Source organism: Paenarthrobacter nicotinovorans (assembly GCF_021919345.1).
Classification (GTDB): Bacteria; Actinomycetota; Actinomycetes; order Actinomycetales; family Micrococcaceae; genus Arthrobacter; species Arthrobacter nicotinovorans.
Genome location: NZ_CP089293.1, coordinates 1,384,612 through 1,410,550, shown reverse-complemented (window position 1 = coordinate 1,410,550; position 25,939 = coordinate 1,384,612). Strand labels below are relative to the sequence as shown.

Annotated in this window: 18 protein-coding genes; 16 read left to right on the top strand and 2 right to left on the bottom strand. The window is 65.0% G+C overall.

The features are described 5' to 3' along the window. Positions 1-103: 103 nt before the first annotated feature. The 9 genes from JMY29_RS06655 to JMY29_RS06615 all read left to right on the top strand — a co-directional run bounded on the left by JMY29_RS06655 (position 104) and on the right by JMY29_RS06615 (position 11,923). The gene (locus tag JMY29_RS06655) at positions 104-1,687 is read left to right on the top strand and encodes an acyl-CoA carboxylase subunit beta (protein ID WP_018777398.1); all 1,584 of its coding nucleotides are present in this window, start codon (positions 104-106) and stop codon (positions 1,685-1,687) included. Continuing rightward, positions 1,684-1,941 carry an acyl-CoA carboxylase subunit epsilon gene (locus JMY29_RS06650; protein WP_018777397.1) on the top strand — a complete coding sequence of 86 codons (258 nt, stop codon included), beginning with the start codon at positions 1,684-1,686 and terminating at the stop codon, positions 1,939-1,941. Before JMY29_RS06655 ends, JMY29_RS06650 begins: the two co-directional genes overlap by 4 nt. Positions 1,942-2,006: 65 nt before the next feature. Continuing rightward, complete coding sequence (locus tag JMY29_RS06645; RefSeq protein ID WP_189075857.1) at positions 2,007-3,689, top strand: DUF885 domain-containing protein; 1,683 nt, start codon at positions 2,007-2,009, stop codon at positions 3,687-3,689. 128 nt (positions 3,690-3,817) lie between these two features. Further along, positions 3,818-5,251, top strand: coding sequence for a dicarboxylate/amino acid:cation symporter (locus tag JMY29_RS06640; RefSeq protein ID WP_189075858.1), 1,434 nt, complete (start codon positions 3,818-3,820; stop codon positions 5,249-5,251). A 104-nt stretch (positions 5,252-5,355) separates the two neighbouring features. Beyond that, positions 5,356-5,799 (top strand): YbjQ family protein, encoded by a 444-nt coding sequence (locus JMY29_RS06635; protein ID WP_064721867.1) that lies wholly within the window; start codon positions 5,356-5,358, stop codon positions 5,797-5,799. A gap of 104 nt (positions 5,800-5,903) precedes the next feature. Continuing rightward, positions 5,904-6,623 (top strand): TetR family transcriptional regulator, encoded by a 720-nt coding sequence (locus JMY29_RS06630; RefSeq protein ID WP_039240398.1) that lies wholly within the window; start codon positions 5,904-5,906, stop codon positions 6,621-6,623. A 1-nt stretch (position 6,624) separates the two neighbouring features. Beyond that, on the top strand, positions 6,625-9,150 hold the full coding sequence (locus JMY29_RS06625; protein ID WP_189075859.1) for an MMPL family transporter: 2,526 nt from the start codon (positions 6,625-6,627) through the stop codon (positions 9,148-9,150). A gap of 182 nt (positions 9,151-9,332) precedes the next feature. Then, entirely contained in the window at positions 9,333-9,992 is a 660-nt protein-coding gene (locus tag JMY29_RS06620) for a Maf family protein (RefSeq protein WP_026267118.1), read from the top strand. A gap of 116 nt (positions 9,993-10,108) precedes the next feature. Continuing rightward, positions 10,109-11,923, top strand: a complete 1,815-nt coding sequence (locus tag JMY29_RS06615; protein WP_189075860.1) for an acetyl/propionyl/methylcrotonyl-CoA carboxylase subunit alpha — start codon at positions 10,109-10,111, stop codon at positions 11,921-11,923. Positions 11,924-12,004: 81 nt separating this feature from the next. Here JMY29_RS06615 and JMY29_RS06610 read toward each other — a convergent pair whose 3' ends face one another. Continuing rightward, complete coding sequence (locus JMY29_RS06610) at positions 12,005-13,414, bottom strand: MFS transporter (protein WP_026267117.1); 1,410 nt, start codon at positions 13,412-13,414, stop codon at positions 12,005-12,007. 295 nt (positions 13,415-13,709) lie between these two features. Here JMY29_RS06610 and JMY29_RS06605 point away from each other — a divergent pair, with 295 nt between their 5' ends. The 4 genes from JMY29_RS06605 to JMY29_RS06590 all read left to right on the top strand — a co-directional run bounded on the left by JMY29_RS06605 (position 13,710) and on the right by JMY29_RS06590 (position 19,727). Then, positions 13,710-15,122 (top strand): MFS transporter, encoded by a 1,413-nt coding sequence (locus JMY29_RS06605; protein WP_039240395.1) that lies wholly within the window; start codon positions 13,710-13,712, stop codon positions 15,120-15,122. Continuing rightward, positions 15,123-17,327: a molybdopterin oxidoreductase family protein gene (locus tag JMY29_RS06600; protein WP_189075861.1), complete on the top strand. Its 2,205-nt coding sequence runs from the start codon at positions 15,123-15,125 to the stop codon at positions 17,325-17,327. Then, positions 17,324-18,886, top strand: coding sequence for an FAD-dependent oxidoreductase (locus JMY29_RS06595; RefSeq protein ID WP_189075862.1), 1,563 nt, complete (start codon positions 17,324-17,326; stop codon positions 18,884-18,886). Before JMY29_RS06600 ends, JMY29_RS06595 begins: the two co-directional genes overlap by 4 nt. 91 nt (positions 18,887-18,977) lie before the next feature. Continuing rightward, the gene (locus JMY29_RS06590; RefSeq protein ID WP_189075863.1) at positions 18,978-19,727 is read left to right on the top strand and encodes an MBL fold metallo-hydrolase; all 750 of its coding nucleotides are present in this window, start codon (positions 18,978-18,980) and stop codon (positions 19,725-19,727) included. 96 nt (positions 19,728-19,823) lie between these two features. Here the strand turns inward: JMY29_RS06590 and JMY29_RS06585 are convergent, their stop codons facing one another. Then, positions 19,824-21,233: an NAD(P)H-quinone dehydrogenase gene (locus tag JMY29_RS06585; RefSeq protein WP_026267116.1), complete on the bottom strand. Its 1,410-nt coding sequence runs from the start codon at positions 21,231-21,233 to the stop codon at positions 19,824-19,826. Between the two features lie 116 nt (positions 21,234-21,349). On the opposite strand from JMY29_RS06585, the gene JMY29_RS06580 reads away from it, so the two are divergent. From JMY29_RS06580 to JMY29_RS06570, 3 genes are all read left to right on the top strand, one after another. Next, a complete protein-coding gene (locus JMY29_RS06580) occupies positions 21,350-22,150 on the top strand; it encodes a purine-nucleoside phosphorylase (RefSeq protein WP_018777383.1) in 801 nt (266 codons plus the stop codon). Between the two features lie 467 nt (positions 22,151-22,617). Further along, the gene (locus tag JMY29_RS06575; RefSeq protein ID WP_189075864.1) at positions 22,618-24,219 is read left to right on the top strand and encodes a glycoside hydrolase family 68 protein; all 1,602 of its coding nucleotides are present in this window, start codon (positions 22,618-22,620) and stop codon (positions 24,217-24,219) included. A gap of 93 nt (positions 24,220-24,312) precedes the next feature. Further along, positions 24,313-25,935 carry a glycoside hydrolase family 32 protein gene (locus JMY29_RS06570; protein ID WP_189075865.1) on the top strand — a complete coding sequence of 541 codons (1,623 nt, stop codon included), beginning with the start codon at positions 24,313-24,315 and terminating at the stop codon, positions 25,933-25,935. Positions 25,936-25,939 lie beyond the last annotated feature (4 nt).

Genomic DNA, 25,939 nt, shown 5'->3' with positions numbered 1-25,939 from the left:
TGGCCTGCGGGGCCTGTTCTTTGTACGGAAGCTACTTAAGTGAGCTTCTGTCCGCACCCAGGACTGCGCCAGCGAATATCAGCTACAGAGCCGGAGACACTTGATGAGCCACGATCTGACAACGACAGCGGGAAAGATTGCCGACTTCCGCGACCGCCAGGCACGGGCAGAGCAGCCTTCCGGCCCGGAAGCGGTTGAGAAGCAGCACGCACGCGGCAAGAACACCGCCCGTGAGCGCATCGACCTCCTGGTTGACCCGGATTCCTTCGTTGAGTTCGACGCCCTTGCGGTCCACCGTTCCACAGCCTTCGGCATGGAAAAGAAGAAGCCGCTCGGTGATGGCGTGGTCTCCGGTTACGGAACCGTAGATGGCCGCTTGGTGGCCATCTACAGCCAGGACTTCAGCGTCTACGGCGGCTCGCTGAGCCAGGTCAACGGCGAGAAAATCGTCAAGGTCCAGGAATTCGCCCTCCGCAACGGCTGCCCGGTTGTCGGCATCAACGACGGCGGCGGCGCGCGCATCCAGGAAGGCGTGGCCTCACTGGCCATGTTCGCGGACATCTTCCGCAACAACGTCCATGCCTCCGGCGTGGTCCCCCAGATCTCCCTCATCATGGGCCCTTGCGCCGGCGGCGCAGCATACTCCCCCGCCCTGACCGACTACGTGGTGATGGTGGACAAGACCTCACACATGTTCATCACCGGCCCCGACGTCATCAAGACCGTCACCGGTGAAGACGTGGACATGGAAACCCTGGGTGGCGCACGGCAGCACAACGCCACCACCGGTACCTCCACCTACCTGGCATCGGACGAGGCCGACGCGATCGAATTCGTGCGCGAACTCCTGGACTTCCTTCCGTCCAACAACCTCTCCGAAGCCCCGGTTGTTGAGCACGACCAGGAACTGGAACTCAACGACGACGACCTCGCCCTGGACTCGCTGATTCCGGACTCCGCCAACCAGCCCTACGACATGCGCAAGGTCATTGAGCAGATCGTGGACGATGCCCACTTCCTGGAGATGCAGTCGCTCTACGCGCCCAACGTGATCATTGGCTACGGCCGCGTCGAGGGACACACCGTGGGCATCGTCGCCAACCAGCCGATGCAGTTCGCCGGCACGCTGGACATCTCGGCCTCGGAAAAGGCGGCACGGTTCGTCCGCCATTGCGACGCCTTCAACGTCCCCATCATCACGCTGGTTGACGTCCCCGGCTTCCTGCCCGGCAAGGACCAGGAATTCCAGGGCATCATCCGCCGCGGCGCCAAGCTCCTCTACGCCTACGCCGAAGCCACGGTCCCCAAGCTCACCGTCATCACCCGCAAGGCCTACGGTGGCGCCTACATCGTGATGGGTTCCAAGAAGCTCGGAGCCGACCTCAACCTTGCCTGGCCCACGGCACAGATCGGCGTCATGGGCGCCCAGGGTGCCGTCAATATCCTCTACCGCCGCGATCTCGCAGCCGTCGCCGAGGCCGGTGGAGACGTAGAGGCCAAGCGCGCCGAGATCATCCAGGGCTACGAGGAAGAACTCCTCAATCCTTACCAGGCTGCACAGCTGGGCTACGTTGACGCAGTGATCGCCCCCTCGGACACCCGCCTGCAGATCATCCGCGGCCTGCGGGCCCTCCGCGACAAGCGCGCCAGCCTGCCCACCAAGAAGCACGGAAACATCCCGCTGTGACCGCACCCAAGCACCGCGCCGATTCCGCGCCGGACCAGTTGCCCGCCGAAGCAGCCGCCGAACCCCTGTTCTCAGTGGTCAAGGGCGAACCGACGGCCGAGGAACTCGCGGCGATTGCCGCCGTCGTGGTTTCCCTCAACGCTCCGCAGGAAGCGGCTCCAACCAAGCCGAATGTCCGGCACTGGGTCCGTCGCCAACAACTGCGCCTGGACCCCAGCCCGGGTCCCGGCGCGTGGCGGCGCAGCCGAGGGTAGTTTTCCTACCGCCCAAGAGTTCAACAACCCTTTCACGTAGACGCGGACGCGGTTAGGCTCTGTGGGTGACTACTGCAAACACCCCCGTACGCCCAAAGTCCGCCATTGATGCCGTCGCTGACGCGTACACAGAAAAGCTGATCGAACTCAATCCCGGTTTCGCCACCACGCTGGGCTTGCCAGGGCACGAAACGGAGTACCAGGACTACTCGCCTGCCGGGGCCGCAGCCCATGCGGAGGCCACAAGGTTGGCCTTGGACGCCCTGGCAGGCCTTGAGCCCTCCGATGATGTGGACGCCGTCACCCTCGACGCCATGCGCGAGCGGCTGGGTCTGGACCTTGAGATCCACGAGTCCGGCTGGGATGCCGCGGACCTGAACAACATCGCCTCTCCCGCCCAGGACATCCGCGCCGTTTTCGACCTCATGCCCACGGACACCGCGGAGCAGTGGGAACACATCGCCGGCCGCGCGGCCAACGTTCCCGGGGCCATCGAGGGCTACATTTCGTCCCTGCGCGCGGCCAAGGAAGACGGCAAGGTGGCCGCAGCCCGCCAGGTCCGGATTGTCATCGAGCAGACCGGCCGGTACGCCGCCGGGGACGGATTCTTCGCCAAGATGGCTGCCAACGCGGCCATTGATGGCGCGCCGCTGCCCGCCGGGGTCCAGGACAAGCTCGACGCCGGCACCGCAGCGGCACGCGCTGCCTACAGCTCTTTGGGTGCTTTCCTGCGGGACGAACTGCTCCCCGCAGCCCCGGAAAAGGACGCAGTGGGACGCGAACGCTATGCCCTCGCATCCCGCTCCTTCATCGGCGCCGAAGTGGATCTCGAAGAAACCTACGCCTGGGGTGTCCAGGAGCTTGAGAGGCTCATCGGCGAGCAGGAGAAAGTAGCCGGACAGATCAAGCCCGGCGCGTCGATCGAGGAAGCCAAGAACATCCTCAACAACGATCCTGCCCGCCAGATCAAGGGCACCGACGCTCTCAAGGCCTGGATGCAGGAGCTCTCCGATCGCGCCGTCTCGGAACTCGCCGACGTCCATTTCGACATCCCCGACGTCATGAAGACGCTTGAGTGCATGATCGCCCCTACCGATGAAGGCGGCATCTACTACACCGGCCCGTCCGATGATTTCTCCCGGCCCGGCCGCATGTGGTGGTCCGTACCGGCCGGCGAAGACACTTTCACTACCTGGTCCGAAACCACCACGGTGTTCCACGAGGGCGTCCCCGGCCACCACCTCCAGGTAGCGACGGCAACGTACCGGCGCGAACTCCTGAACAACTGGCGCCGCAACGTGTGCTGGGTCTCCGGGCACGGCGAGGGCTGGGCACTCTACGCCGAGCAGCTCATGCTGGAACTGGGCTACCTCAAAGACCCGGGCGACCACATGGGCATGCTCGATGGCCAGCGCATGCGTGCAGCCCGCGTGGTGTTCGACATCGGCGTCCACCTGGAACTGCCCGTCCCCGAACGCTGGGGCACCGGAACCTGGACCCCGGAAAAGGGCTTCGACTTCCTCAAGGCCAACCTCGATATCAGCGAAGGCCAACTCCAGTTCGAATTCGCGCGCTACCTCGGCTGGCCCGGACAGGCTCCGTCATACAAGGTGGGGCAGCGCCTCTGGGAACAGATCCGCGCTGAACTCGAATCGCAGGAGGATTTTGACCTGAAATCGTTCCACAGCAAAGCATTGAACATCGGCTCGGTGGGGCTGGACGTCCTGCGCCGGGCATTGCTGGGTTAGCCAAAACCCGCCCGGGACGGGCGTCCGGCGAGACGCACGCCACGTCCCGGGCGGGAATAACTTTCACGCACGTAACATTTCTCAACGTCCGTTCGCTATGTTATTTGAGGTGCACCTACCGTGTTCCGGTGAGCACCTCAACCAACACCTCCCCTTCAGCTGGAAAATCCGGCTTCCGGCTCCCCAAGTGGGCCGGATCCTTCGGCGTCCAGATCATCGCAGCCCTCATCATCGGCCTCGTTCTCGGCCTGATCGCCAAGTACACGGGCAGCACCAAGACAGCCCCCAACGGTCTCGGCGCAACCCTCCAGACGATCGGCTCCAGCTACGTCTCGTTGCTGCAGACCGCCGTCGTTCCCTTGATTTTCACCGCCGTGGTGAGCTCCATCGCGAACCTGCGCCAGGTCTCCAACGCCGCGCGCCTCGCATGGAACACGCTGCTGTGGTTCGCCATCACCTCGCTGGTTTCGGTGCTCATCGGCATCGGCCTGGGCGTGCTCCTGCAGCCCGGCGCCGCCACGGGCATCACCCAGAAAGCCGAATACGCCGGCAAGACCGGTGACTGGTGGGCCTTCCTGATCGGCCTGTTCCCGAAGAACTTCCTGGGCCTTGGTGCGAGCTCCACCGTCACGGAAAGCGCCAACACAGCCACCACGGTGAGCACTTCCGTCAGCTTCAACGTCCTCCAGATCCTGGTGGTCGCGATCGCCGTCGGCATCGCAGCCCTCAAGGTGGGCAAGCAGGCTGAGGCCTTCCTGACCTTCAACGCCTCCGCACTGGCCGTCATCCAGAAGGTCCTGTGGTGGATCATCCGCATCGCCCCGCTGGGCACCATCGGCCTGATCGGCAACGCTGTTGCCATCTACGGCTGGGACACCATCGGCTCGCTGGGCAAGTTCACCGCCGCCATCTACATCGGCCTGGCCCTGGTGCTGTTCGTCCTTTACCCCATCCTGGTACGGGCTCACGGACTCTCCATCAAGCAGTACTTCTCCGGCGTCTGGCCGGCAGTGCAACTGGCGTTCGTCTCCCGCTCCTCCATCGGCACGCTGCCGCTCACGCAGCGCGTCACTGAACGGAACCTGGGCGTGCCCTCCGGTTACGCTTCCTTCGCAGTGCCCCTGGGCGCCACCACCAAGATGGACGGTTGCGCTGCCATCTACCCGGCCGTTGCCGCAATCTTCGTAGCGCAGTTCTTCGGCATCAACCTGGACTTCACCCAGTACCTGCTCATCGTGCTGGTCTCCGTCCTCGGTTCCGCCGCTACGGCAGGCACCACCGGCGCCGTCGTCATGCTGACGCTGACCCTGTCCACGCTGGGACTGCCGCTGGCCGGCGTCGGCCTCCTGTTGGCCATCGACCCCATCCTGGACATGGGCCGCACGGCCGTCAACGTGGCAGGCCAGGCCTTGATCCCCGCCATCGTGGCCAAGCGCCAGGGCATCCTGGACGAGTCGCTGTACAACGCGCCGCGCAACGGTGCCGCCTTCGCCGATGAGTACGCGGCAGACAAGGCAGCAGCTGAAGCCGACGAGCGTGAACTGGCCGGTTCCAAGGCCTAACGCCTGCCGTCCTCAGCGCCAGTACGGACTGACGGAAATCCCCCGGGGAGATCTCCCCGGGGGATTTCCCCGTTAAAGGACCGAAAGCTGGATAGGCTCTGACCATGTTGATCGTCACCTCCAATGAAATCCCGGGCCACCGGATCGACGCCGTTTTCGGCGAAGTCATGGGCCTCACCGTCCGCTCGCGGGACATCGGTTCCCAGATGCTTGCCGGTTTCCGTTCCCTCGGCGGCGGCGAGCTGCCCGAAATGACCAAGGCACTCTACGAAAGCCGCCAGGAAGTCATGGCGCGCATGGTCAACGAGGCACAGCAGCGCGGCGCCAACGCCATCGTTGCCATGCGCTTTGACACCTCCGAAATGGGCACCAACTGGACCGAAGTCTGCGCCTACGGCACGGCCGTCTACGTCCTGCCCCTGGGCGAGGGCGAGCCCGGCGCCACGGGACAGTCGGTTTACCTGACAAAGACGGCCTCCCAGCAGCAGCCCGCTCCCGCGGCTCCGCCTCAGCAGCCGACTCCGCCAGCCCCGCCTCAGCAGTTCTGATCTGAAGCTCCGATAGTCCCGCCCTCGTTCGAACGAGGGCGGGACTTTCCACATTCACCATCCTCAAATTGCGCAGAGTGCAAACTTGCACTTAGTGTAATTACGTGACCCAAAGCAACACCCACGACCCCGCCGCCGATTCCCCTGCCCTCTCCGGCGCCGGCACCCCATCACGGCGCGAGCTGAACAAAGCGGCCACCCGCAGCTCCATCGCGGCCGCAGCCCTGGACCTTCTGCGCAGCCAAGGGTCCGGCAACTTCACCGTCGAAGACATCGCTGCCGCCGCAGGTGTATCGCGGCGCACGTTCTTCAACTACTTCCCCACCCTCGAAGCCGCCCTCGCCTCCGTGGCGGACGGCTTCATGGACCACGCATTGGAGCAGTTCCGGCTGCGCCCGGCGGACGAGTCCATCCTCGAATCAGCACAGGCCGCACTGATGGCCCTCGCTGACCCGATGTCCGTTGCCCCCATGGCCGAGTTGTTCAGCCTCACCCAGGACAACCGTTCGCTGGCCCGCTCCGAGCTTGAAGCCTGGGACCACTGCACGGAGCAGATCATCGACGCCGCCCGCACCAGATTGGGTTCCGGCGTCAGCGAGCTGTACCTCCACGCACTGGCGGGCTCTGTTATCTCCTGCGGCAAAGCCGCCATGAATGTCTGGTTCGCCGAACGCGGACCGGACCTCTCCTCCGAATCACTGGCGACCCTGCGCCAGCACCTCATCGATGCGATGGGCCTCCTCGGTGCCGGCTTCGCGCCGCCGTCGGGCGCCTCCCGCCATCCCGTCCCCACCTCCGCCGCAACCACCACAGATCGGTTCTGACATGGCTTCGTTCCTCTACCGTCTCGGCAAGTTTTCTTACCGCCGCCGCTGGCTGGTCATCTCAATATGGCTGGCCGTCCTGGTGGCAGTGGGCGGCTCGGCCGCAGCCTTCCACGGCACCATGTCCAACAACTTCACCATTCCGGGCACCGAAACCCAACGGATGGCCGACAAGCTCAAAGAAGCACTGCCTGACGCTTCCGGCGGGTCAGCCTCCGTGGTCTTCGACGCCGGGGATGCCGGATTCGACCAGGCCAAGAAGGACGCCGTGTCCGCAGCCCTTGAGAAGCTCAAGAGCCTGCCGGACGTCCAGGGAACGGTCAACCCGTTCACCACGCAGGAGCAGCTGGACAAGGCAGCCGGCGACATCGCCGCCGGTGAAGCCAAAGCCGCCGAAGGCAAGGCCCAGCTGAACGCAGGCCGCGCGCAACTGACCGCAGGCGAAGCACAGCTTGCCGGCGTGGAGCAGCAGCTTGCAGCATCCGGCCTCACGCCCGCCCAGATCGAAGCGCAACTGGCTCCGCAGCGCGCTGAACTTGCCGCAACCAAGGAAAAGCTCGACGCCGGGGCGAAGGAAGCCGCCGACGGCGCCGCGGCATTGGCGCTCGGCAAACGGCAGGCTGAAGCCTCCGAGGGGCTGCGTTTCGTCTCCAACGACAACAAGGCCGCCGTCGCGCAGGTCCAGTTCAAGACCTCCATCAATGCCGTCGATCCCGCTGTTCGCGAAGAAGTCCAGGAGATCGTGCACGGCGTTTCCTCGGCAGGCGTCACAGCCTACGCCAGCAAGGAGATCACCGAGGACGTCTCGGAAATCTTCGGCATCGCTGAAATCGTCGGCGTCGCGGTTGCGGCCCTCGTCCTGATCCTCATGCTGGGCACCCTTATCGCCGCCGGCCTGCCATTGCTCATGGCCCTGATTGGCGTGGCAGTGGGCGTCGGTGGAACGTTCGCGCTCACCGGCGTCATCGACATGAGCTCCATCTCCCCCATGCTCGCGCTGATGCTCGGCCTCGCAGTGGGCATCGACTACTCCCTCTTCATCGTCAACCGTCACCGCACCCAACTCCTGGCCGGCATGGACGGAGAAGAATCGGCCGCACTGGCTACCGGCACATCCGGCAACGCGGTGCTCTTCGCGGGCCTTACCGTGATCATCGCCTTGGCGGCCCTCGTGGTTCCGGGCCTGCCGTTCCTTGCTGTCATGGGTGTTGCCGCCGCAGCGACAGTTGCTGTCGCCGTCGTCGTGGCTTTGACCCTGACGCCCGCCGTCCTCGGCCTGATCGGCCGCAGGCTCATCTCCAAGCGCGCCTGGGCCAAGGCCGCCAAGCACAACGCCGAACCCGGCCACGAAGCTGCCGACCGCGAACTCGAAGAGAAGCGGAGCAGCGGCGGTTGGGGCGGGCTGGTGACGCGCCACCCATGGGTTTCCCTGATCGCAAGCGTCGTGCTGTTGGGCGCTTTGGCGCTGCCGGCTTCGCAGCTCCGCCTGGCCCTGCCCGACGGCGGATCGGAACCCGTCGATTCGCAGGCATATAAGGCCTACGACCTCACCCGCAGCAGCTTCGGCGAAGGCATGACCGGCCCGATCATCGTGGTGGGCGAATTCCCCGAGGGATTGAACGACAACGACGCCAAGAACAAGCAGTACGACGTCGCCGACCAGCTCCGGAGCGTCGACAACGTGGTTGCGGCCGTTCCGGTTGCGCTGAGCGACGACCACCGCACCGCAGTCTTCCAGGTCATCCCCAAAGAAGGACCTGCCAGCGCCGGGACCGTCCAGGTTGTCTCTGATCTGCGGGCCAAGGGCACGGCCATCCACGACGACCTTGGCGTGACCATCGGCCTGACAGGCCAGACGGCAGGCAACATCGACGTCTCCGCCAAGCTCGGCGCGGCCCTGCCGCCGTACCTCGCGATCGTGGTGGGACTCTCCCTGATCCTGCTGCTCCTGGTGTTCCGCTCCATCGTGGTGCCGCTGCTGGCCACGGGTGGATTCCTGCTCTCCCTCGCCGCCGCCTTCGGCGCAGTGGTCGCCGTTTACCAGTGGGGCTGGCTGGGAGGAATCTTCGACGTCGCCAATCCGGGTGCCGTCCTGAGCTTCCTGCCCATCATCTTGATCGGCGTGCTGTTCGGCCTGGCCATGGACTACCAGGTGTTCATTACGTCCGGCATGCGGGAGTCCTTCATGCACGGTGAGTCAGCCAAGCACGCCGTCCGCTCCGGCTTCAGCCACGCCGCCGCGGTGGTGACCGCGGCCGCCATCATCATGGTCAGTGTGTTCTCCGGCTTCATCTTCAGCCACTTGACCATGGTCCGGCCGCTCGGCTTCGCGATGGCATTTGGCGTGCTGATCGATGCGTTCGTTGTGCGCATGACAATCGTCCCGGCCATCATGTACCTGCTCGGCGAAAAGGCCTGGTGGCTCCCCAAGTGGCTTGGCCGGATCCTGCCGGACGTTGATGTTGAGGGCGCAAAGCTAAACCGCAGCGACCGCTCAAAGGACGGCGCCGAGGAACTGGTGCACTAACCCTTCCTCACATCACCACTGATAACCACGGACGCTCCCTCACTTGCTTCTCGCCAGTGAGGGAGCGTCCGGTATTTAAGGCCGGGATGTGAGGGAGGGTCTACGGCAAGCACGCAGGATGTGAGGGAGGGTCCACGGGCAGCACGCGGGATGTGAGGGAGGATCATATTAGGCTGGGGAGCGTGACCCGATTGATCCTTGCCTCCCAGTCCCCCGCCCGCACCAAACTCCTGGCCGAGGCGGGGATCAGGCACGAGGTCCTGGTTTCGGACGTGGACGAGGACGCAGTACAGGCAAAGTACGGCGTGACCGACGCCCACGACACCGCGCTCCTGCTGGCCAGGGCCAAGGCGGAGGCCGTCGCTGCCCTGCCTGAGGCCGAAGGTGCCCTGGTGATCGGCTGCGACTCCGTGTTCGAGTTCGACGGCGAGTCCCACGGCAAGCCCTACACAGCGGAGGTTGCCCGCGAGCGGATGCTGCGCATGAGCGGCTCACAAGGCGTGCTGCACACCGGACACTGGCTGGTTGATTGCCGGGACACTGCCGCCAACGTGGAAAACGATGAACCCGCCGAAGGCACGGGCGCTACTGTGGGAGCTGTGTCGAGCGCCGAGGTGCACTTCGCATCGATGAGCGAGAACGAGATCAACGCCTACATCGCCACCGGTGAACCGCTCCACTGCGCTGGCTCGTTCACCATCGACGGATTGGGCGGGGCCTTCATCCGCAAGGTGGACGGGGACCCGCACGCCGTCGTCGGTCTTTCCATCTCCACCCTCCGCGACTTGCTGGTGCATGCCAAGGTGGGCATCACCGAACTGTGGGGCGCGGACAGCCAGTAGGGAATTTGTAGCAACCCTACAAAGGAACATCGCCTCACACACGGAATCCCCCATCAATATGGGCGGAACCCTCACAATCGCGCTAGGCTCCCTGAAGGACAGAAGGAGTCAACAACTTGTCAGCTAACCCGGCGCAGCCCATTTCCAGCCCTCTTACCAAGGTCTTGATTGCCAACCGCGGCGAAATCGCGGTCCGCATCATCCGAGCCGCCCGGGACGAAGGCATTGCCTCCGTAGCCGTCTACGCAGACCCGGACCGCGACGCCCTCCACGTCCGCCTCGCCGACGAAGCGTACGCCCTGGGTGGGAACACGGCCGCTGAGTCGTACCTGGTGATGGACAAGATCATCGACGTCGCCAAGCAGTCGGGCGCGGATGCCATCCACCCCGGCTACGGCTTCCTGGCCGAGAACGCCGAGTTCGCCGCCAAAGTCATCGACGCCGGCATCAACTGGATCGGCCCGTCACCTGAGGCCATTTCGGCTTTGGGCGACAAGGTCCAGGCCCGCCACATTGCCGAAAAGGTGGGCGCACCCTTGGTCCCCGGCACGGCTGATCCCGTGGAATCCGCGGACGAAATCCTCAAATTTGCCGAAGAATTCGGCCTTCCGGTTGCCATCAAGGCTGCGTTTGGCGGCGGCGGGCGCGGCATCAAAGTTGCGCGCACCATGGAAGAAATTCCGGAGCTTTACGAATCCGCCGTCCGCGAAGCCACTGCAGCCTTCGGCCGTGGCGAATGCTTCATCGAGCGGTTCCTGGATGCCCCCCGCCACGTCGAAACCCAGTGCCTGGCCGACGCCTACGGCAACGTGGTGGTGGTCTCCACCCGCGACTGCTCGTTGCAGCGCCGCAACCAGAAGCTCGTGGAAGAAGCCCCTGCCCCGTACCTGAGCGAAGAGCAGAACAAGCGCCTCTACGAATCCTCCAAGGCCATCCTCAAGGAAGCCAACTACCTGGGTGCCGGAACCTGTGAGTTCCTGGTGGGCCAGGACGGCACCATCTCCTTCCTTGAGGTCAACACCCGCCTCCAGGTGGAGCATTGCGTCTCCGAGGAAGTCACGGGAATCGACCTCGTCCGCGAACAGTTCCGCATCGCCCGCGGTGAAGCACTCGGCTACGAGGACCCCGAGGTCCGCGGCCACTCCTTCGAGTTCCGCATCACCGGCGAAGACCCGGGCCGGAACTTCATGCCCGCACCCGGTACGGTCACCACCCTGAAGAACCCCACGGGCCCGGGTGTCCGCGTGGATTCCGGCATCGAGCAGGGCGACGTCATCAGCGGCAACTTCGACTCCATGCTGTCCAAGCTGGTCGTCACCGGCGCTTCCCGCGAGCAAGCACTCCAGCGTTCACGCCGCGCACTGGAAGAAATGGTGGTGGAGGGTATCCCCACCGTCATCCCGTTCGACCTCGCAGTGGTCACCGACCCTGCTTTCGCTCCCGCGGAGGGCCCCTTCTCGGTCCACACCCGCTGGATCGAAACCGAGTTCGTCAACAGCATCCCGGCCTGGTCTGCTGCGGGCGCAGACGCCGGAACGCCCGACGCCGGTGAGCGCCAGCGCGTCGTCGTCGAGGTTGGCGGCAAGCGCCTTGAAGTGGTTCTGCCGTCCGGCCTGGGTGCCGGCGTCGCCACCGCCTCTGCCGGGACGGGCACTAAGTCCGGCAAGTCCAAGAAGCGTTCCCGCTCGGCAGGTGCTGCGGCTGCCGCTGCCGGCGGCGATGCACTGACCTCGCCCATGCAGGGCACCATCGTCAAGGTGGCGGCCTCCGAAGGTGACGTGGTGGCCGAGGGCGATCTGATCGTGGTTCTCGAAGCCATGAAGATGGAACAGCCCCTCACCGCCCACAAGTCGGGCACCGTCCGGGGCCTGTCTGCCAGCGCCGGGGAAACCGTGGCCGCCGGTGCGGTCATCGCGACCATCGAGGACTAGGAACCGACGCTTAACGACGCCGGCCCCGCACCTTTCGGTGCGGGGCCGGCGTCGTTATTGGGCAGCTTGTTCTTAAGGTTCTTAGGCGACGTTGTTCTCGTAGTCCGTGTCCTTGGTCTCCCGGGTGAGGAGCAAGGCAATGAAGGTGACCACGGCAGCGGCGGCCATGTAGACGCCCACCAACCAAGTGCTGCCGTTTGCCGCCGACCACAGGGCGATGGCCACGAAGGACGCAGGGGCCGCTCCGATCATGGACGACAGGTTGTAGGCGACAGCCGAGCCGGTGTAGCGGACGTTCGCCGGGAAGAGCTCCGGCAGGATCGCCGCCATGGGGCCGAACGTCAGGCCCATGAGGGTGAAGCCCACGATCAGGCCCACCATGGCTGCGGCCTGGCCGGGTCCAAACATGGTGAACCAGAGGGCACCGAAAACGAAGATTCCGGCCGTAACGCCCAGCAGGAACTTCCGGCGGCCCCACTTCTCGGCCAGCGGGCCTGAAACCACAGTGAAGATGCCGAAGAAGACGACGCCGATGATCAGCATCCAGAGGAAGTCGGAGCGGGTGATGCCCAGCCCGGGGACGAACGCGGCGACCTGCTCGGCCGTCATCGGCTTGCCGGCCTTTTCGGCTGCGGCCTGAGCGCCGGCCAACGTTGGCTTGGTGCCGTAGGACAGCGTGAACGTGGTCATGATGTAGAAGAGCACGTACGTGGCGAACATGATGAACGTACCAGCGAGGACCGGGCGCCAGTGGCTCTTGAGCGTTGCAGCGAGGGGCAGCTTCTGGACCTTCTCCTGCTCGATGACCTTGGTGAAGGACACGCTCTCCACCAGCTTCAGGCGGACGTAGAGACCGACGATGACCAGCACGGCGCTGAGGATGAACGGCACGCGCCAACCCCAGGCAAGGAACTCATCAGCACTGAGCGCCACGTTCATCCAGATGAAGATCACGTTGGCGATGATGAAACCGATCGGCGCACCCAGCTGCGGGAACGTACCGTAAATTGCGCGCTTGCCTTCAGGCGCGTTCTCTGTTGCGAGCAAGGCAGCACCGGACCACTCGCCACCCAGGGCGAGGCCTTGGAAGAAGCGGAGCACGACCAGCATGATCGGCGCGAGGATGGCCCAACCCGGCATGGAGGCGGTGGGCAGGAGGCCGATGAGGAAGGTTGCAATACCCATGGTCAGCAGGGAGGCAACCAGGGTGCCCTTGCGGCCGATCTTGTCACCAAAGTGTCCGAAGACCACTGCGCCGATGGGACGCGCGAAGAAGGCGACACCGAAGATGGCGAAGGCGCTGAGCAGCGCGTTGATGTCGGTGGCGTCCGGGAAGAAGAGCTTGGGGAAGACGAGTACCGACGCGGTGGCATAGGCGTAGAAGTCGTAGAACTCGATCGTCGTGCCGATCAGGCTCGCGAAGATCACCTTGCCCCGCGAGTTCACTGGTTTAGTGGACTCGCCTTCCTTGGATGGTGCGGTGGAAGACATGTAGTTGCAGCTTTCGTTCATACCGGCCGATGCCCCTCGGAGCTTGCCCGGCGAAGGATTATTTGAGAGTTCAATAATAGTTCCCGCTGTCCATTGACTGGACAACCAAGTCCAGTATGCGGACGAACGAGAAAATCCCACCATGTGGTCTGCGCCACATTACCTCACCGCCGTCTCACGCGCTGGTGACCCCGCCGATAGGGAAATGTCACAGGGCGTTTACAAACAGCGACCGTCCGTGAAATGCGCCAAACCTACCTTGGAAGAACAACGTCCCCCACCAAGGAGGCACTCCGTGACTGTTGATAGCACCGCAGATGCACTGGCCCCCATCCAGTCCACCACTGCTGCCACCCCCGCCCTTGAGCACCGCCCCGGCCGCTGGATTGCCAACTGGGATGCCGAGGACAAGGGCCAGTGGGAAGCCGAAGGCCGGTCCATCGCCAAGCGGAATCTGTACTGGTCCATCTTTGCCGAATTCCTCGGCTTCGTCGTCTGGCAGCTGTGGTCCATCGTGGTGGTCCAGCTCCCCGCGGCAGGCTTCACCTTCGATTCCAACCAGATCTTCTGGCTCATCTCCATCCCCAGCCTCGTGGGCGCCACACTCCGCATTCCCTACACCTTCATGGTTCCGAAGTTCGGTGGCCGGAACTGGACCATCGTCTCGGCCCTCCTGCTCCTGATCCCCACCACCGGGCTGGCGATCTGCGTGTCGAATCCGCAGACTCCGTTCGGTGTCATGCTCCTCATCGCCGCCCTCGCAGGCTTCGGCGGCGGCAACTTCGCCAGCTCGATGGCGAACATCACCTTCTTCTACCCGGCGCGCGAAAAGGGTTGGGCGCTGGGCCTGAACGCCGCCGGCGGCAACCTCGGTGCCGCCGTCGCCCAGCTTGTTGTCCCCATCGCCATCACCCTGCTGGCCGCCGGAACCGTCAACCTGCCCATGGCGGGCATCATCTGGATACCGCTGATCATCATCGCCGCCTTCGGCGCGTACAAATACATGAACAACCTCACCAGCGCCAAAGGTGATGTGGCCGGCTCACTGGCCGCCCTCAAGGAACCTCACCTATGGATCATGGCGTTCCTGTACATCGGAACTTTTGGCTCGTTCATCGGCTTCGCGGGCGTCTTCCCCAAACTGATCAAGGACTACTTCCCGGACTTCTCCTCGTTCCACGTTGGCGCTGTGGCCTTGTCCCTGGCTTTCCTCGGCCCGCTGGTCGGTTCCCTGGCCCGACCCTACGGCGGACGCATGGCCGACCGCATGGGCGGGGCACGCATGACCATCGCCTCGTTCGCTTCCATGGCCGTCATCACGTTGACCATGATCTGGACGCTGCCGCTGAAGAACTTCTGGCTCTTCCTCAGCCTGTTCCTGCTGCTCTTCCTGGCCAGCGGCTTCGGAAACGGCGCGACGTACCGCATGATCCCGGTCATCTTCGCAACGTCCAGCCGTGCTGCCCGCTCCGGCGCCAGCAGCGCCGCCACAGCACGCCTCGCAGCATCGTCACTCGGCCTGATCTCGGCGATCGGCGCCTATGGCGGCTTCGTCATCCCGCAGGTGCTCAACGCATCCAACACAGCCAGCGGCTCCTACACCCCGGCCTTCTACGGCTTTGTCGGAGCCTACGTCCTGATGCTCACCGTCTGCTGGGTCTGCTACATCCGCCCCGCCCGGAAGCGCAACACGATCGGACACATCTAGATGCCCAACGGCGCCGATACCCACTGCCCCTACTGCGCGCTCCAGTGCGCCATGACGCTGACCCCGGCTGCACCCGCAGTCCAAGGCACAGCGGCAGCGCCCGCCGCAGAACCGGCCACCCCCGCCGTCCCGCTCGAGGTTTCAGGGCGCGACTTCCCCACAAACCGGGGCGGGCTGTGCCGCAAAGGCTGGACATCGGCGTCGTTGTTGCGCCATAGCGGCCGGGTCACGGAGCCGATGCTCAAAGGATCCGACGGCGTCCACCAGCCCATCTCCTGGGACCAGGCCCTCATGCTGATCGCCGCAGCCGTCAAAGACACCCAGCAGCAATACGGGAACGACGCTGTTGGGGTCTTCGGCGGCGGCGGCCTCACCAACGAGAAGGCGTACCTGCTGGGTAAATTCGCCCGCCTGGCACTGCGCACGTCCCGCATCGACTACAACGGCCGGTTCTGCATGTCCTCGGCCGCGGCCGCCGGCAACCGGGCGTTCGGAGTGGACCGCGGGCTCCCCTTCCCCGTGACCGACCTCGATTCGGCGTCGGTCATCCTTATGCTCGGATCCAACGTCGCCGAGACCATGCCCCCATTCGTCCAGCACCTCCAGGGCGCCCGCGACGTCGGCGGGTTGATCGTGGTGGACCCCCGCCGCTCGGCTACCGCCGCGTTTACGTCCGACGGCGGCGGCCTCCACCTGCAGCCGACGCCCGGCACCGACTTGGCACTGCTGTTGGGCATCTCGCACGTGGTGGTCCACGAAGGGCTCGTGGACGCTGAATACATCGCCGAACGCACCAGCGGATACTCAGCCCTGGTGCGCAGCCTCAACGCGTTCTGGCCGGAGCGGGTCCAGTCCATCACCGGCGTCCCTGCCAACCTCATCCGCGAAACGGCCCGGCGCCTGGCCCAGGGTGCCCGCGCGGGCGGCAGCTACATCCTCAGCGGCCGTGGCGTGGAGCAGCACGTGGACGGCACCGATACCGCCACCGCAGCCATAAATCTAAGCCTCCTCCTCGGACTGCCCGGCTCGGCACTCAGCGGCTACGGCACCCTCACCGGCCAGGGCAACGGACAAGGCGGCCGGGAACACGGACAGAAAGCCGACCAGCTGCCCGGCTACCGTAAGATCACCGACCCCGCCGCGCGTGCCCATGTGGCCAGCGTCTGGGGCGTTGACGAGTCGCTGATCCCCGGACCCGGCCTGCCCGCCGTCGAACTGCTCAAGTCGCTGGGACAGCCCGACGGCGTCCGCTGCCTTTTCGTGCACGGCGCCAACGTGGTGGTTTCCGCACCGGACACCAACGCCGTGACACAGGGCTTGCGCAGCCTGGATTTCCTGGTGGTGTGCGACTTCTTCATGTCCGAGACGGCCGCCGAAGCGGACCTGGTCCTGCCTGTCACGCAGTGGGCCGAGGAAGAAGGAACCCTGACCAACCTGGAGGGCCGGGTGATCCGCCGTCGCAAGGCACTCACTCCTCCCCCGGGCGTGCGCAGCGAGTTGTGGCTTATGGCCCGGCTCGCCGAGATGCTCGAAGCCCCTTCTACGTTCAGTGATGACCCTGAGACCGTTTTCGAAGAGCTGCGCCTGGCCTCGGCCGGCGGCCTGGCGGACTACTCGGGCATCGACTACGCCATGCTGGACCGTGGCGAGGCAGCCTATTGGCCGTATCCAGCCGGCAGCACCGGCACTCCGCGGCTCTTCGGTGACGGCTTTGCCCACGCTGATGGCCGGGCCGTGATGGTTCCCGTGACGCCGTCGAAACGGGCTGCGCGTTCATTTGCGGACGACTCCCTGGCGCTCGCTACGGGTCGTCTCCTGGAGCACTACCAGTCCGGCGCCCAGACCCGCCGGGTTGCCGAGCTGCTGGCGGCGCAACCCCAGGCACGGCTCCTCATCCATCCCGGAACCGCGGCAGCACGAGGGATTTCCGACGGCGATTACGCCACAGTGACCAATGAGCGGGGAGAAGTCCTGTGCCGGGCCGAGCTGAGCACCTCGGTCCGCCCCGACACCGTCTTCCTGCCCTTCCACTTCCCCGGCCAGGAAAATGCCAACCGCCTGACGGAGTCGGCCACAGATCCCATCTCCGGCATGCCGGAGTTCAAGACCAGCAGGGTGTGGGTCCGGCGCGCGGTCTCTTCACGAACCCTGGATGGCGTTCCTGCCGGAGCGGGAATTCCACTGCACATCAAGGAGGCTTCATGAGCGAGCGCATTGTCGTCGTAGGATTCGGGCCAGTGGCTGCCCGGCTCGTTGAGGAGCTTCTCCCCGCTGTCCGGACCGGTCTCGTGCAGTTGCTGGTGGTCGGTCAGGAAAGCGACGCTGCGTACAACCGCGTGATGGTGGCAGAACTAGGTGTCGGGCGGACAAGCGCCGAAGCACTGGCCATGGCTGATGTTCCCGGGCTGGAGGCCGACGGCGTGCAGCTCCGCCTGGGCGTCAAGGTCAAGAGGATCGACCGTGCCCGGCAGCACGTGGTCCTCGCCGACGGCACCACGGAGCACTATGACCGCCTGGTGTTCGCTACCGGGTCACGACCCGTCATTCCCAACCTCACGGGGCTCAACCCGGATCCTTCCGGTCCCGTCCTTCCTCCCGGCGTCATCACGCTTCGCGATCTTCAGGACGCCGCTGTGCTTCGCGCGGCGGTTAGGCAGCAGAAGCGGGTTGTCGTCCTGGGCGGAGGCGTCCTCGGCCTGGAAACAGCACTGGCAGCCTCGGAGGAGGGCGCCAAGGCCACCGTGGTCCACAACGGCCCCTTCCCCTTGGCCCGCAGCATCGACCGAGGCAGCGGCTCCGTCCTTAGCAACAGCCTGCGTGCAAGTGGCGTCCGGATGGCCGGCAATGCCCGCTCCACCGGGGTAGAGACTGCAGGTCCTGGTGGCTCATTCTCGGCCCTGCTGCTCGATGACGGATCCGCGATTGACGGCGATCTGCTGGTGTTGTCCTGTGGTGTCCGCCCTCGCCTTGAACTCGCCGAGGGCTGCGGGCTTCCCGTGGCGTCCGGCATCCTGGTGGACCACCACCTCCGGACCCATCACGAGCCTCACATGTTCGCGATCGGTGACTGCGCCGAAGTCCATTGCGCCGATCCTTCCTGCAAGGAGTGCCGGACCGCGGGCGGCCCTTCAGGACTGGTGGGGCCGGGCTGGCGACAGGCGGAATGGCTGGCGGAGTACCTGTTGGTCCTGGCCCGCGATGGCCAGTTGGCCGCGGACTCCCTGGAACCCCTGTCCTCGGAAAAGCCCGGCGTTGTGGTCCTGAAGGCCCGCGGCATCAACCTGGCCATGGCAGGCGACAACCAAGCCGATCCCTGGGACGAAGAAGTCCTGGAAGCCGGTGCTGCGGCTGGACGTGCACGACGCCAGATCTCCCAATGGGCCGACCCCGAGCACGGCCGCTACGTCAAGATGACCACGCGCGGCGGAGTGCTGGAGGGCCTGGTGGCTGTGGGAATGCCCCGCACCGCCGCTGAACTGGTGATGCTCTTCGAACGTTCCTCGGAGCTGCCCGCGGACCGCTCCCTGCTGCTCCGGCTGGACGGGCCCGACCACCTCGACGCCGGCGCCTCCAGCAACGATCCCCAGCGGACCGTGTGCCGTTGTGCTGGCGTGAATGCGGCCAGCATTGAGGATTCCGTGCTGGCTGGCTGCGCCACCGTAGGAGAGGTTTCCAAGGCCACCCGCGCAGGGACCGGCTGCGGAGGATGCCATGAGGACATCAAAGGGATCATCGAAAAGCACTTCCAGGCCGCAACCGCCTGAATCCGCCATTTCGTGGCCTCGCTGCTCACAGTGCCGCGCCTTCGGCATTGTGCGCAGCGAGGCATCGAAACAGACGGTCTAAACTTCCGGAGTGAACATCTCCGAACCCGCGCCCGGCGTCCACTTCGTCGAAGGACCCGCATCCAACTGGCTCATCGTCCGTAGTGCACCGGCCCCAACGGACGACTCCGGCTTCATCCTGATCGACAGCGGTTACCCCGCCGACCGCGACCTGGTGCTGCAGTCTGTCCGCGAACTCGGCCTGGACCCTGCTGATGCCAAAGCCATGCTCATCACCCATGGACACGTGGACCACACGGGATCGGCCGCCTACTTCTCAAGGACTTTCGGCACAGCCATCCTGTGCTCCCCCGAAGAACTTGCCCACGTCCAAGGCAAGGAGAAGCACCAGGTCACCCTCGGCCAGGTCCTGGCCCGGGTGTGGCGTCCGAAGGTGTTCCGCTGGATGCTCCACGTCATCAAGGCAAAGGCCCTCCAGGCAGAGCCGGCCACGCACGCAGAAGCCTGGACCCAGGACAGGCTCGCCGGCCTTCCGGGCAAACCCACGCCGATTGCAGTGCCGGGCCACACTCCGGGCAACGTAGCGATCCTGCTGCCGGATACCGGAGCGATTGCCGTAGGAGACACATTTGTCAGCGGGCATCCGATCAGCAGCAGGCAAGGCCCGCAGATGCTGCACAGGATGTTCCACCATCATCCTGCGGCCGCCCTCGAAGCAACCCGCCGGCTGGAGGAAGTCCAAGCACGCGTGATCCTCCCGGGGCACGGACCCGCGCTGCACCTGCCCGTGGCCGAAGCGGTGAACCAACTGCACTCCTAGGAACGCAAAACCCGTTTCGATGGCTCGCTGCGGATCATGCCGCGCGTACGGCATGGCCCGCAGCGAAGCCCCGAAACGGGCGTGTCTGCGCTGGAATTACATGTGCACGTGAAGGCGTCGTGCAGCTTCCGAGATGGATCCTGTCAGCGACGGGTACACGGTGAAAGCGCTCGCGACGTCGTCAACATGCAGTTTCTGGGTCACGGCCACGGAGATCGGGAAGATCAGTTCCGAAGCGTTCGGCCCCACCACCACGCCACCAATGACGGTGCCGGATCCCTTGCGGGCGATGATCTTGACGAAGCCGTCCTTGGTGTTGCGCATCTTGGCACGGGCGTTGCTGAGCAGGGACAGCATCACGACATCGCCCTGGTACTTACCGGACGCGAGGTCGGCCTCCGAAACGCCCACGGAGGCGATCTCCGGGGACGTGAAGATGTTGGACGCCACCTGGTTGAGCTTGAGCGGCTTCACGCCGTCGCCCATGAAGTGTGCAATCGCGATGCGGCCCTGCATGGCAGCAACGGAAGCCAACGCGAAAACACCCGTGCAGTCGCCGGCAGCGTAGATGTTGGGGGCCGTGGTGCGGGAAACGCCGTCAACCTTGATGTGCCCGGATTCGGTCAGCGTTACGCCGGCTTCCTCGAGTCCGACGCCGGCCGTGTTCGGGATGGATCCGACACATACCAGGCAGTGTGAGCCCGTGACGACGGAACCGTCACCCAAGGTGACCTTCACGCCGTCGTCCGTCCGCTCTACCGCGTTGGCCCGCGACTTGGACAAAACGCGCACGCCGCGGCGCTCGAAGACGCCTTCCAGCAGTTTGGCGGCGTCGGTGTCCTCGCCGGGGAGGACCTGGTCGCGGCTGGAGATAAGGGTGACCTTGGAGCCCAGGCCGTTGTAGGCGGAGGCGAATTCGGCGCCGGTCACACCCGAACCCACCACGATCAGTTCCTCGGGCAGTTCGTCCAGGTTGTAGATCTGGGCCCAGTTGAGGATGCGCTCGCCGTCGGGCTTTGCAGTGGGAAGTTCGCGCGGGTGGGCGCCGACGGCCAGGAGGATGGCGTCGGCGTCGATAGTCCGGGTCCCTTCGAGGGTCAGGACCTCAATGGTGTTGTTGTCCAGCAGCCGGCCGGAGCCAATGACGATCTCCACGCCCAGGCGCTCGAGGCCGGCGCGGATGTCGTTGGACTGGCCGTGGGCGAGGTTCAGGACGCGGTCGTTGATGTGCTTGAGGTCGGCGCGGGGCTTGGAGGCCGTGCCGTCGCCGTCGAACTTGACTCCCAGCTCGTCCGCCTCACCCACGCGGGTCATGAGGTCGGCGGTGGCGATCAGGGTCTTGGAAGGCACGACGTCGGTCAGCACGGCGGATCCGCCGAGACCGGCACGCTCAATGATGGTGACGTGGGCGCCGAGCGAGGCGGCTACCATGGCAGCTTCATATCCGCCGGGACCACCTCCCAGGATCGCGATACGGGGGGCACTGAAGTCAACTTGGGTGGTCACAATCCTCAATTCTCGCTCATTGCCTCCGTGGCTGCCAGTCAGCCCACCCTCACCTCCGCCCCTACCTGATTCAGCTGGCGGCAAGGTAGCTTGTACCAGTGAGTAACACTGAGCTGATGAACACAGACCCTTTCGAAGCCGCACAGGCCGCCGCAGACTTCATAGCCGCGGAGACCGGCGTCGAGTCCCACGACGTAGCGCTGGTGCTCGGATCCGGCTGGGCCGAAGCCGCCGATCTGATCGGCGAAACGACGGCCACACTGAACGCCTCGGAGGTCCCGGGCTTCCACAAACCAGCCGTGGTGGGGCACGTCGGCACCATCCGCTCCGTCCTCACCAAGGAGGGCAAGCGAGCCTTGGTCCTTGGCGCCAGGACGCACTACTACGAAGGCCGCGGCGTCCGCTCTGTCGTGCACGGCGTACGCACTGCGGCAGCCGCCGGATGCAAGACGCTGGTACTGACCAACGGCTGCGGCGGACTCAACGAGGATTGGACCCCGGGCACTCCGGTACTCATCAGCGACCACATCAACCTCACAGCAACATCGCCGCTGGAGGGCGCCACGTTCGTGGACCTCACGGACCTCTACTCCTCGCGCATCCGTACGCTGGCCCGTGAGGTTGATTCCTCCCTGCAGGAGGGCGTGTACGCGCAGTTCACCGGTCCGCACTACGAGACACCCGCCGAGGTGCAGTACGCCAAGCGGATCGGAGCGGACCTGGTAGGAATGTCCACCGCGCTGGAGGCAATCGCGGGCCGCCACGCGGGCATGGAAGTCTTCGGCATCTCCTTGGTTACCAACCTCGCTGCAGGCATCAGCCCGGTTCCCCTCAGCCACGCCGAGGTACTGGAAGCGGGACAGGCGGCCGGAAAGCGTATCTCCAAGCTCCTGGCGGAAATCATCGCCAAGCTCTGATCCACCGGCAACAATGCGCGGCCACCGCCTGGGTGCCCGCGCATTGTTGTTTAACCGTCAATGGAGTGTGCACGCTAACAGGCACGGCCGAAAGTAAACGCACAGTAAATTCCTAGATTAAATAGGATTTATTGCGCAACATTTGATTCCTGCCGCCGACCTGTGGCACGCGCGCCTGTTGGCAATGTAAGCGCTTGCGCATCTACCGGCGGGTAGCCCGGACGACCCACGAAACACCCTTTGATTTGCGGCCTAACACGTGTCTAGCGTGGAGTGTGCTCCGGTAAGTCGACGTGCCGGAGCCATGTGCGGCGAGCGCCCTGACGGGCTCACCGCCACCTCGAAACGATGGCGTCCCTCGAAGACGCCACCAGCGGATCGAGGGACGCCGGAGTAGAGATCCCCAACCGGGGAACAGGGCATGCGCCCCACTCCACGAAGTCCAACACTCCGCGAGAAGAGCAAGCATGAACACGCACTCAACCCCTCAACGGCCGCGGCGCCGTCTGCGACGGGCAGTAGCCGTCGCAGCGGCCGCCAGCGTGGCGGGCAGCATCCTGCTGGTCACGCCGGCGGCACAGGCAAACCTGCCGGCCGATCCGCCGTCGAGCACCATGCCGGCGCCCACGCCCGGCTTCCCGCTGCCGAGCCTGCACACCCAGCAGGCGTATGACCCGGCCGCGGACTTCACGTCCAAATGGACGCGCGCCGACGCCAAACAGATCATGGCCCAGAGCAACACCAATGTGACATCCGGCCAGAACTCCATGAGCCCCAACGTCACCATGCCGGAAATCCCCAAGGACTTCCCCGCCATGAACGACGACGTCTGGGTTTGGGACACCTGGTCATTGACTGACGAGAATGCCAACCAGATCAGCTACAAGGGCTGGGATGTCATCTTCGCCCTGGTTGCCGACCGGCACGCCGGCTACGGCTTCGACCAACGCCACTGGAACGCCCGGATCGGCTACTTCTTCCGGAAGACCAACGCCGATCCCGCCAAGGACAAGTGGAACTACGGCGGACACCTGTTCCTGGACAACACCTCCATCGGCAACACCGAATGGTCCGGTTCCACCCGCCTTATGCAGGGCAACAAGATCAATGTGTTCTACACGGCCACCACGTTCTACGACGTCGCCGAACGGAACGCAGGCGGTGGCGGGATCGCTCCCGACGCCGCGATCGCCAAAGCCCTGGGCAACATCCACGCCACCAAGAACGGCGTGACCTTCGACGGCTTCCAGCACACCAAGCTGCTGGAACCGGACGGAAAGCTCTACCAGAACAAGGCCCAGAACCCGGGCTTCGCGTTCCGTGATCCGTACACCTTCAGCGACCCTGCGCACCCGGGCAAAACCTACATGGTGTTCGAAGGCAACACCGGCGGCACCCGCGGCTCCTACAAGTGCAAGCAGGAAGACCTGGGCTACCGGCCCGGCGATCCCCACGCCGAGACCGTCGACCAGGTCAACAGCACCACCGGTGCCTGGTACCAGACCGCCAACGTGGGCCTGGCAGTAGCGGACAACAAGGACCTCACAAAGTGGACCTTCCTGCCCCCGATCCTGTCAGCGAACTGCGTCAACGACCAGACTGAGCGTCCGCAGATCTTCATCCAGAACGAGAACGGCAAGAACAAGTACTACCTGTTCACCATCAGCCACCAGTTCACCTATGCCGACGGCATGCGTGGCCCCGACGGCGTCTACGGCTTCGTAGGCGACGGCGTCCGCTCCGACTACCAGCCGGTGAACAACAGCGGGCTGGCCCTGGGCTCGCCCACGGACCTGAACATGCCGGCCAACGCACCGGAGGGTCCCGACCCCCGCCAGAACGGGCGGCAGTTCCAGGCCTACTCGCACTACGTGCAGCCCGGCGGCCTCGTCCAGTCGTTCATCGACAACGTCGACGGCGTCCGCGGCGGCTCCCTGTCACCCACCGTGAAGATGAACTTCAAGGGCGGCGTGACCCAGGTTGACCGCAGCTTCGGCCAGAACGGCCTCGGTCCGTTCGGCTACCTGCCCACCAACGTCCGCGTTGGCGGTGAAGGCCTCTACAAGTAGGCCGGCACACCCCGGCCGTCAGGCCACGGCAGGGGTGCCGGTTCCAGAAGAGCCGGCACCCCTGCCACCCCCAACCCTTCAGGATTTCTCCCCATGACTTACCCCAACCCCCTCCTGTCCCGCCGCCGGATGCTGGCCGCAAGTGCCGCCGTCGTGGTCTCTTTCGCTGCTGCCTCCTGCACAGCCGGCCCGACGCCGTCCCCCACCCCGGCGGGCCGGACGCCTACGCCTTCAGACCCGTGGCGTCCCGTGGCGCACCTGACAGCCGAAAAGAACTGGCTCAACGACCCCAACGGACTGGTCTATCACGACGGCACCTACCACGCGTTCTACCAGTACAACCCGCGTGCGAACTCGTGGGGCAACATGTCCTGGGGCCACTCCACCAGCACCGACCTGGTGCACTGGGAGCAGCAGCCTCTGGCCATGGAGGCGAGCGGCGAGGAAGAGATCTTCTCCGGCTGCATGGTGATGGACACCAAGAACGCCTCGGGCCTCGGTTCGGCGGAAAACCCGCCCATGGTTGCCCTTTACACCAGCGCTTACGGCAAGAACGGCGCGCTCCCCCAAGGCGCCCAGGCCCAGTCCGTCGCCTACAGCCTTGACGGCGGCACCAAGTGGCAGAAATACCAGGGCAATCCAGTCCTCAACCTCGCGCCTACCAACAACAACTTCCGGGACCCCAAGGTCTTCTGGTACGAGCCGGGCCAGTACTGGGTGATGACCACGGTGGTGGCAGACGCCCAGGTGGTCAAGCTCTTCAAGTCCACCGACCTGCTCCACTGGGACTACCTCAGCGATTTCTCCGGCGCGGGTGCGCAAGGAGGACTCTGGGAAGTGCCCGAGCTTGTCAGGATGAACGTGGAAGGCTCAACCGCCAAGAAGTGGGTCATGCTGCTGAGCATCAACCCCGGCGGCATCGCTGGAGGTTCGGGCATGCAGTACTTCGTGGGCGAATTCGACGGCACGCACTTCACAGCAGAGAACGCGGCAGCCCCGGACGCACCCCTCAGCGACTCACAATGGCTCGACCACGGCGCGGACTACTACGCGGCGAACTCCATTACCGGCGCGCCAGGCGAAAAGCCCGTGCTGCTGGGCTGGATGGGCAACTGGGACTACGCCCAGCACGTTCCCACGACACCCTGGCGGGGTTCCATGGCGATTCCCCGGGAGCTGACGCTGGTCCGGGGCGGCCACCGTTACGAGCTGCGCTCGGCCATCGCCACCGCAGCCAGGGAGGCCCTGGAACGCCGCAGCGGTGAGGTCAGAAGGAAAAACCTCACCATCGGCTCCTCAGTCCAGGACCTGGGAGCGGACTTCACGGGACGCAGCCAGCTGATCGAACTGGAGCTGGACCTTGGATCGTCCAAGGAGGCCGGGGTCACCCTACGCCAATCCTCCGACGGCACCTCCGGCCTGCGCGTCTCCTACACCAAGGAAACCCGGACCCTGAAGGTCGACCGTTCGCAGGCGGGAACCACCAACTTCTCAGAGAAATTCAGCCCGTACCACCAAGTCCCGCTTCCTTCTGCCGGGAGCGACGGGAAAGTCCGGCTCACCATCCTCCTCGATGCCTCGTCCGTGGAAGTCTTCGCCCACGATGGCGTGGCCGTCATATCGGACACGTTCTTCCCGGATTGGGACGCTACAGGATCATCAGTGTTCAGCGTGGACGGCGAATCCACCATCTCGGTGCAATCCCGTCCCCTCTAAAGGC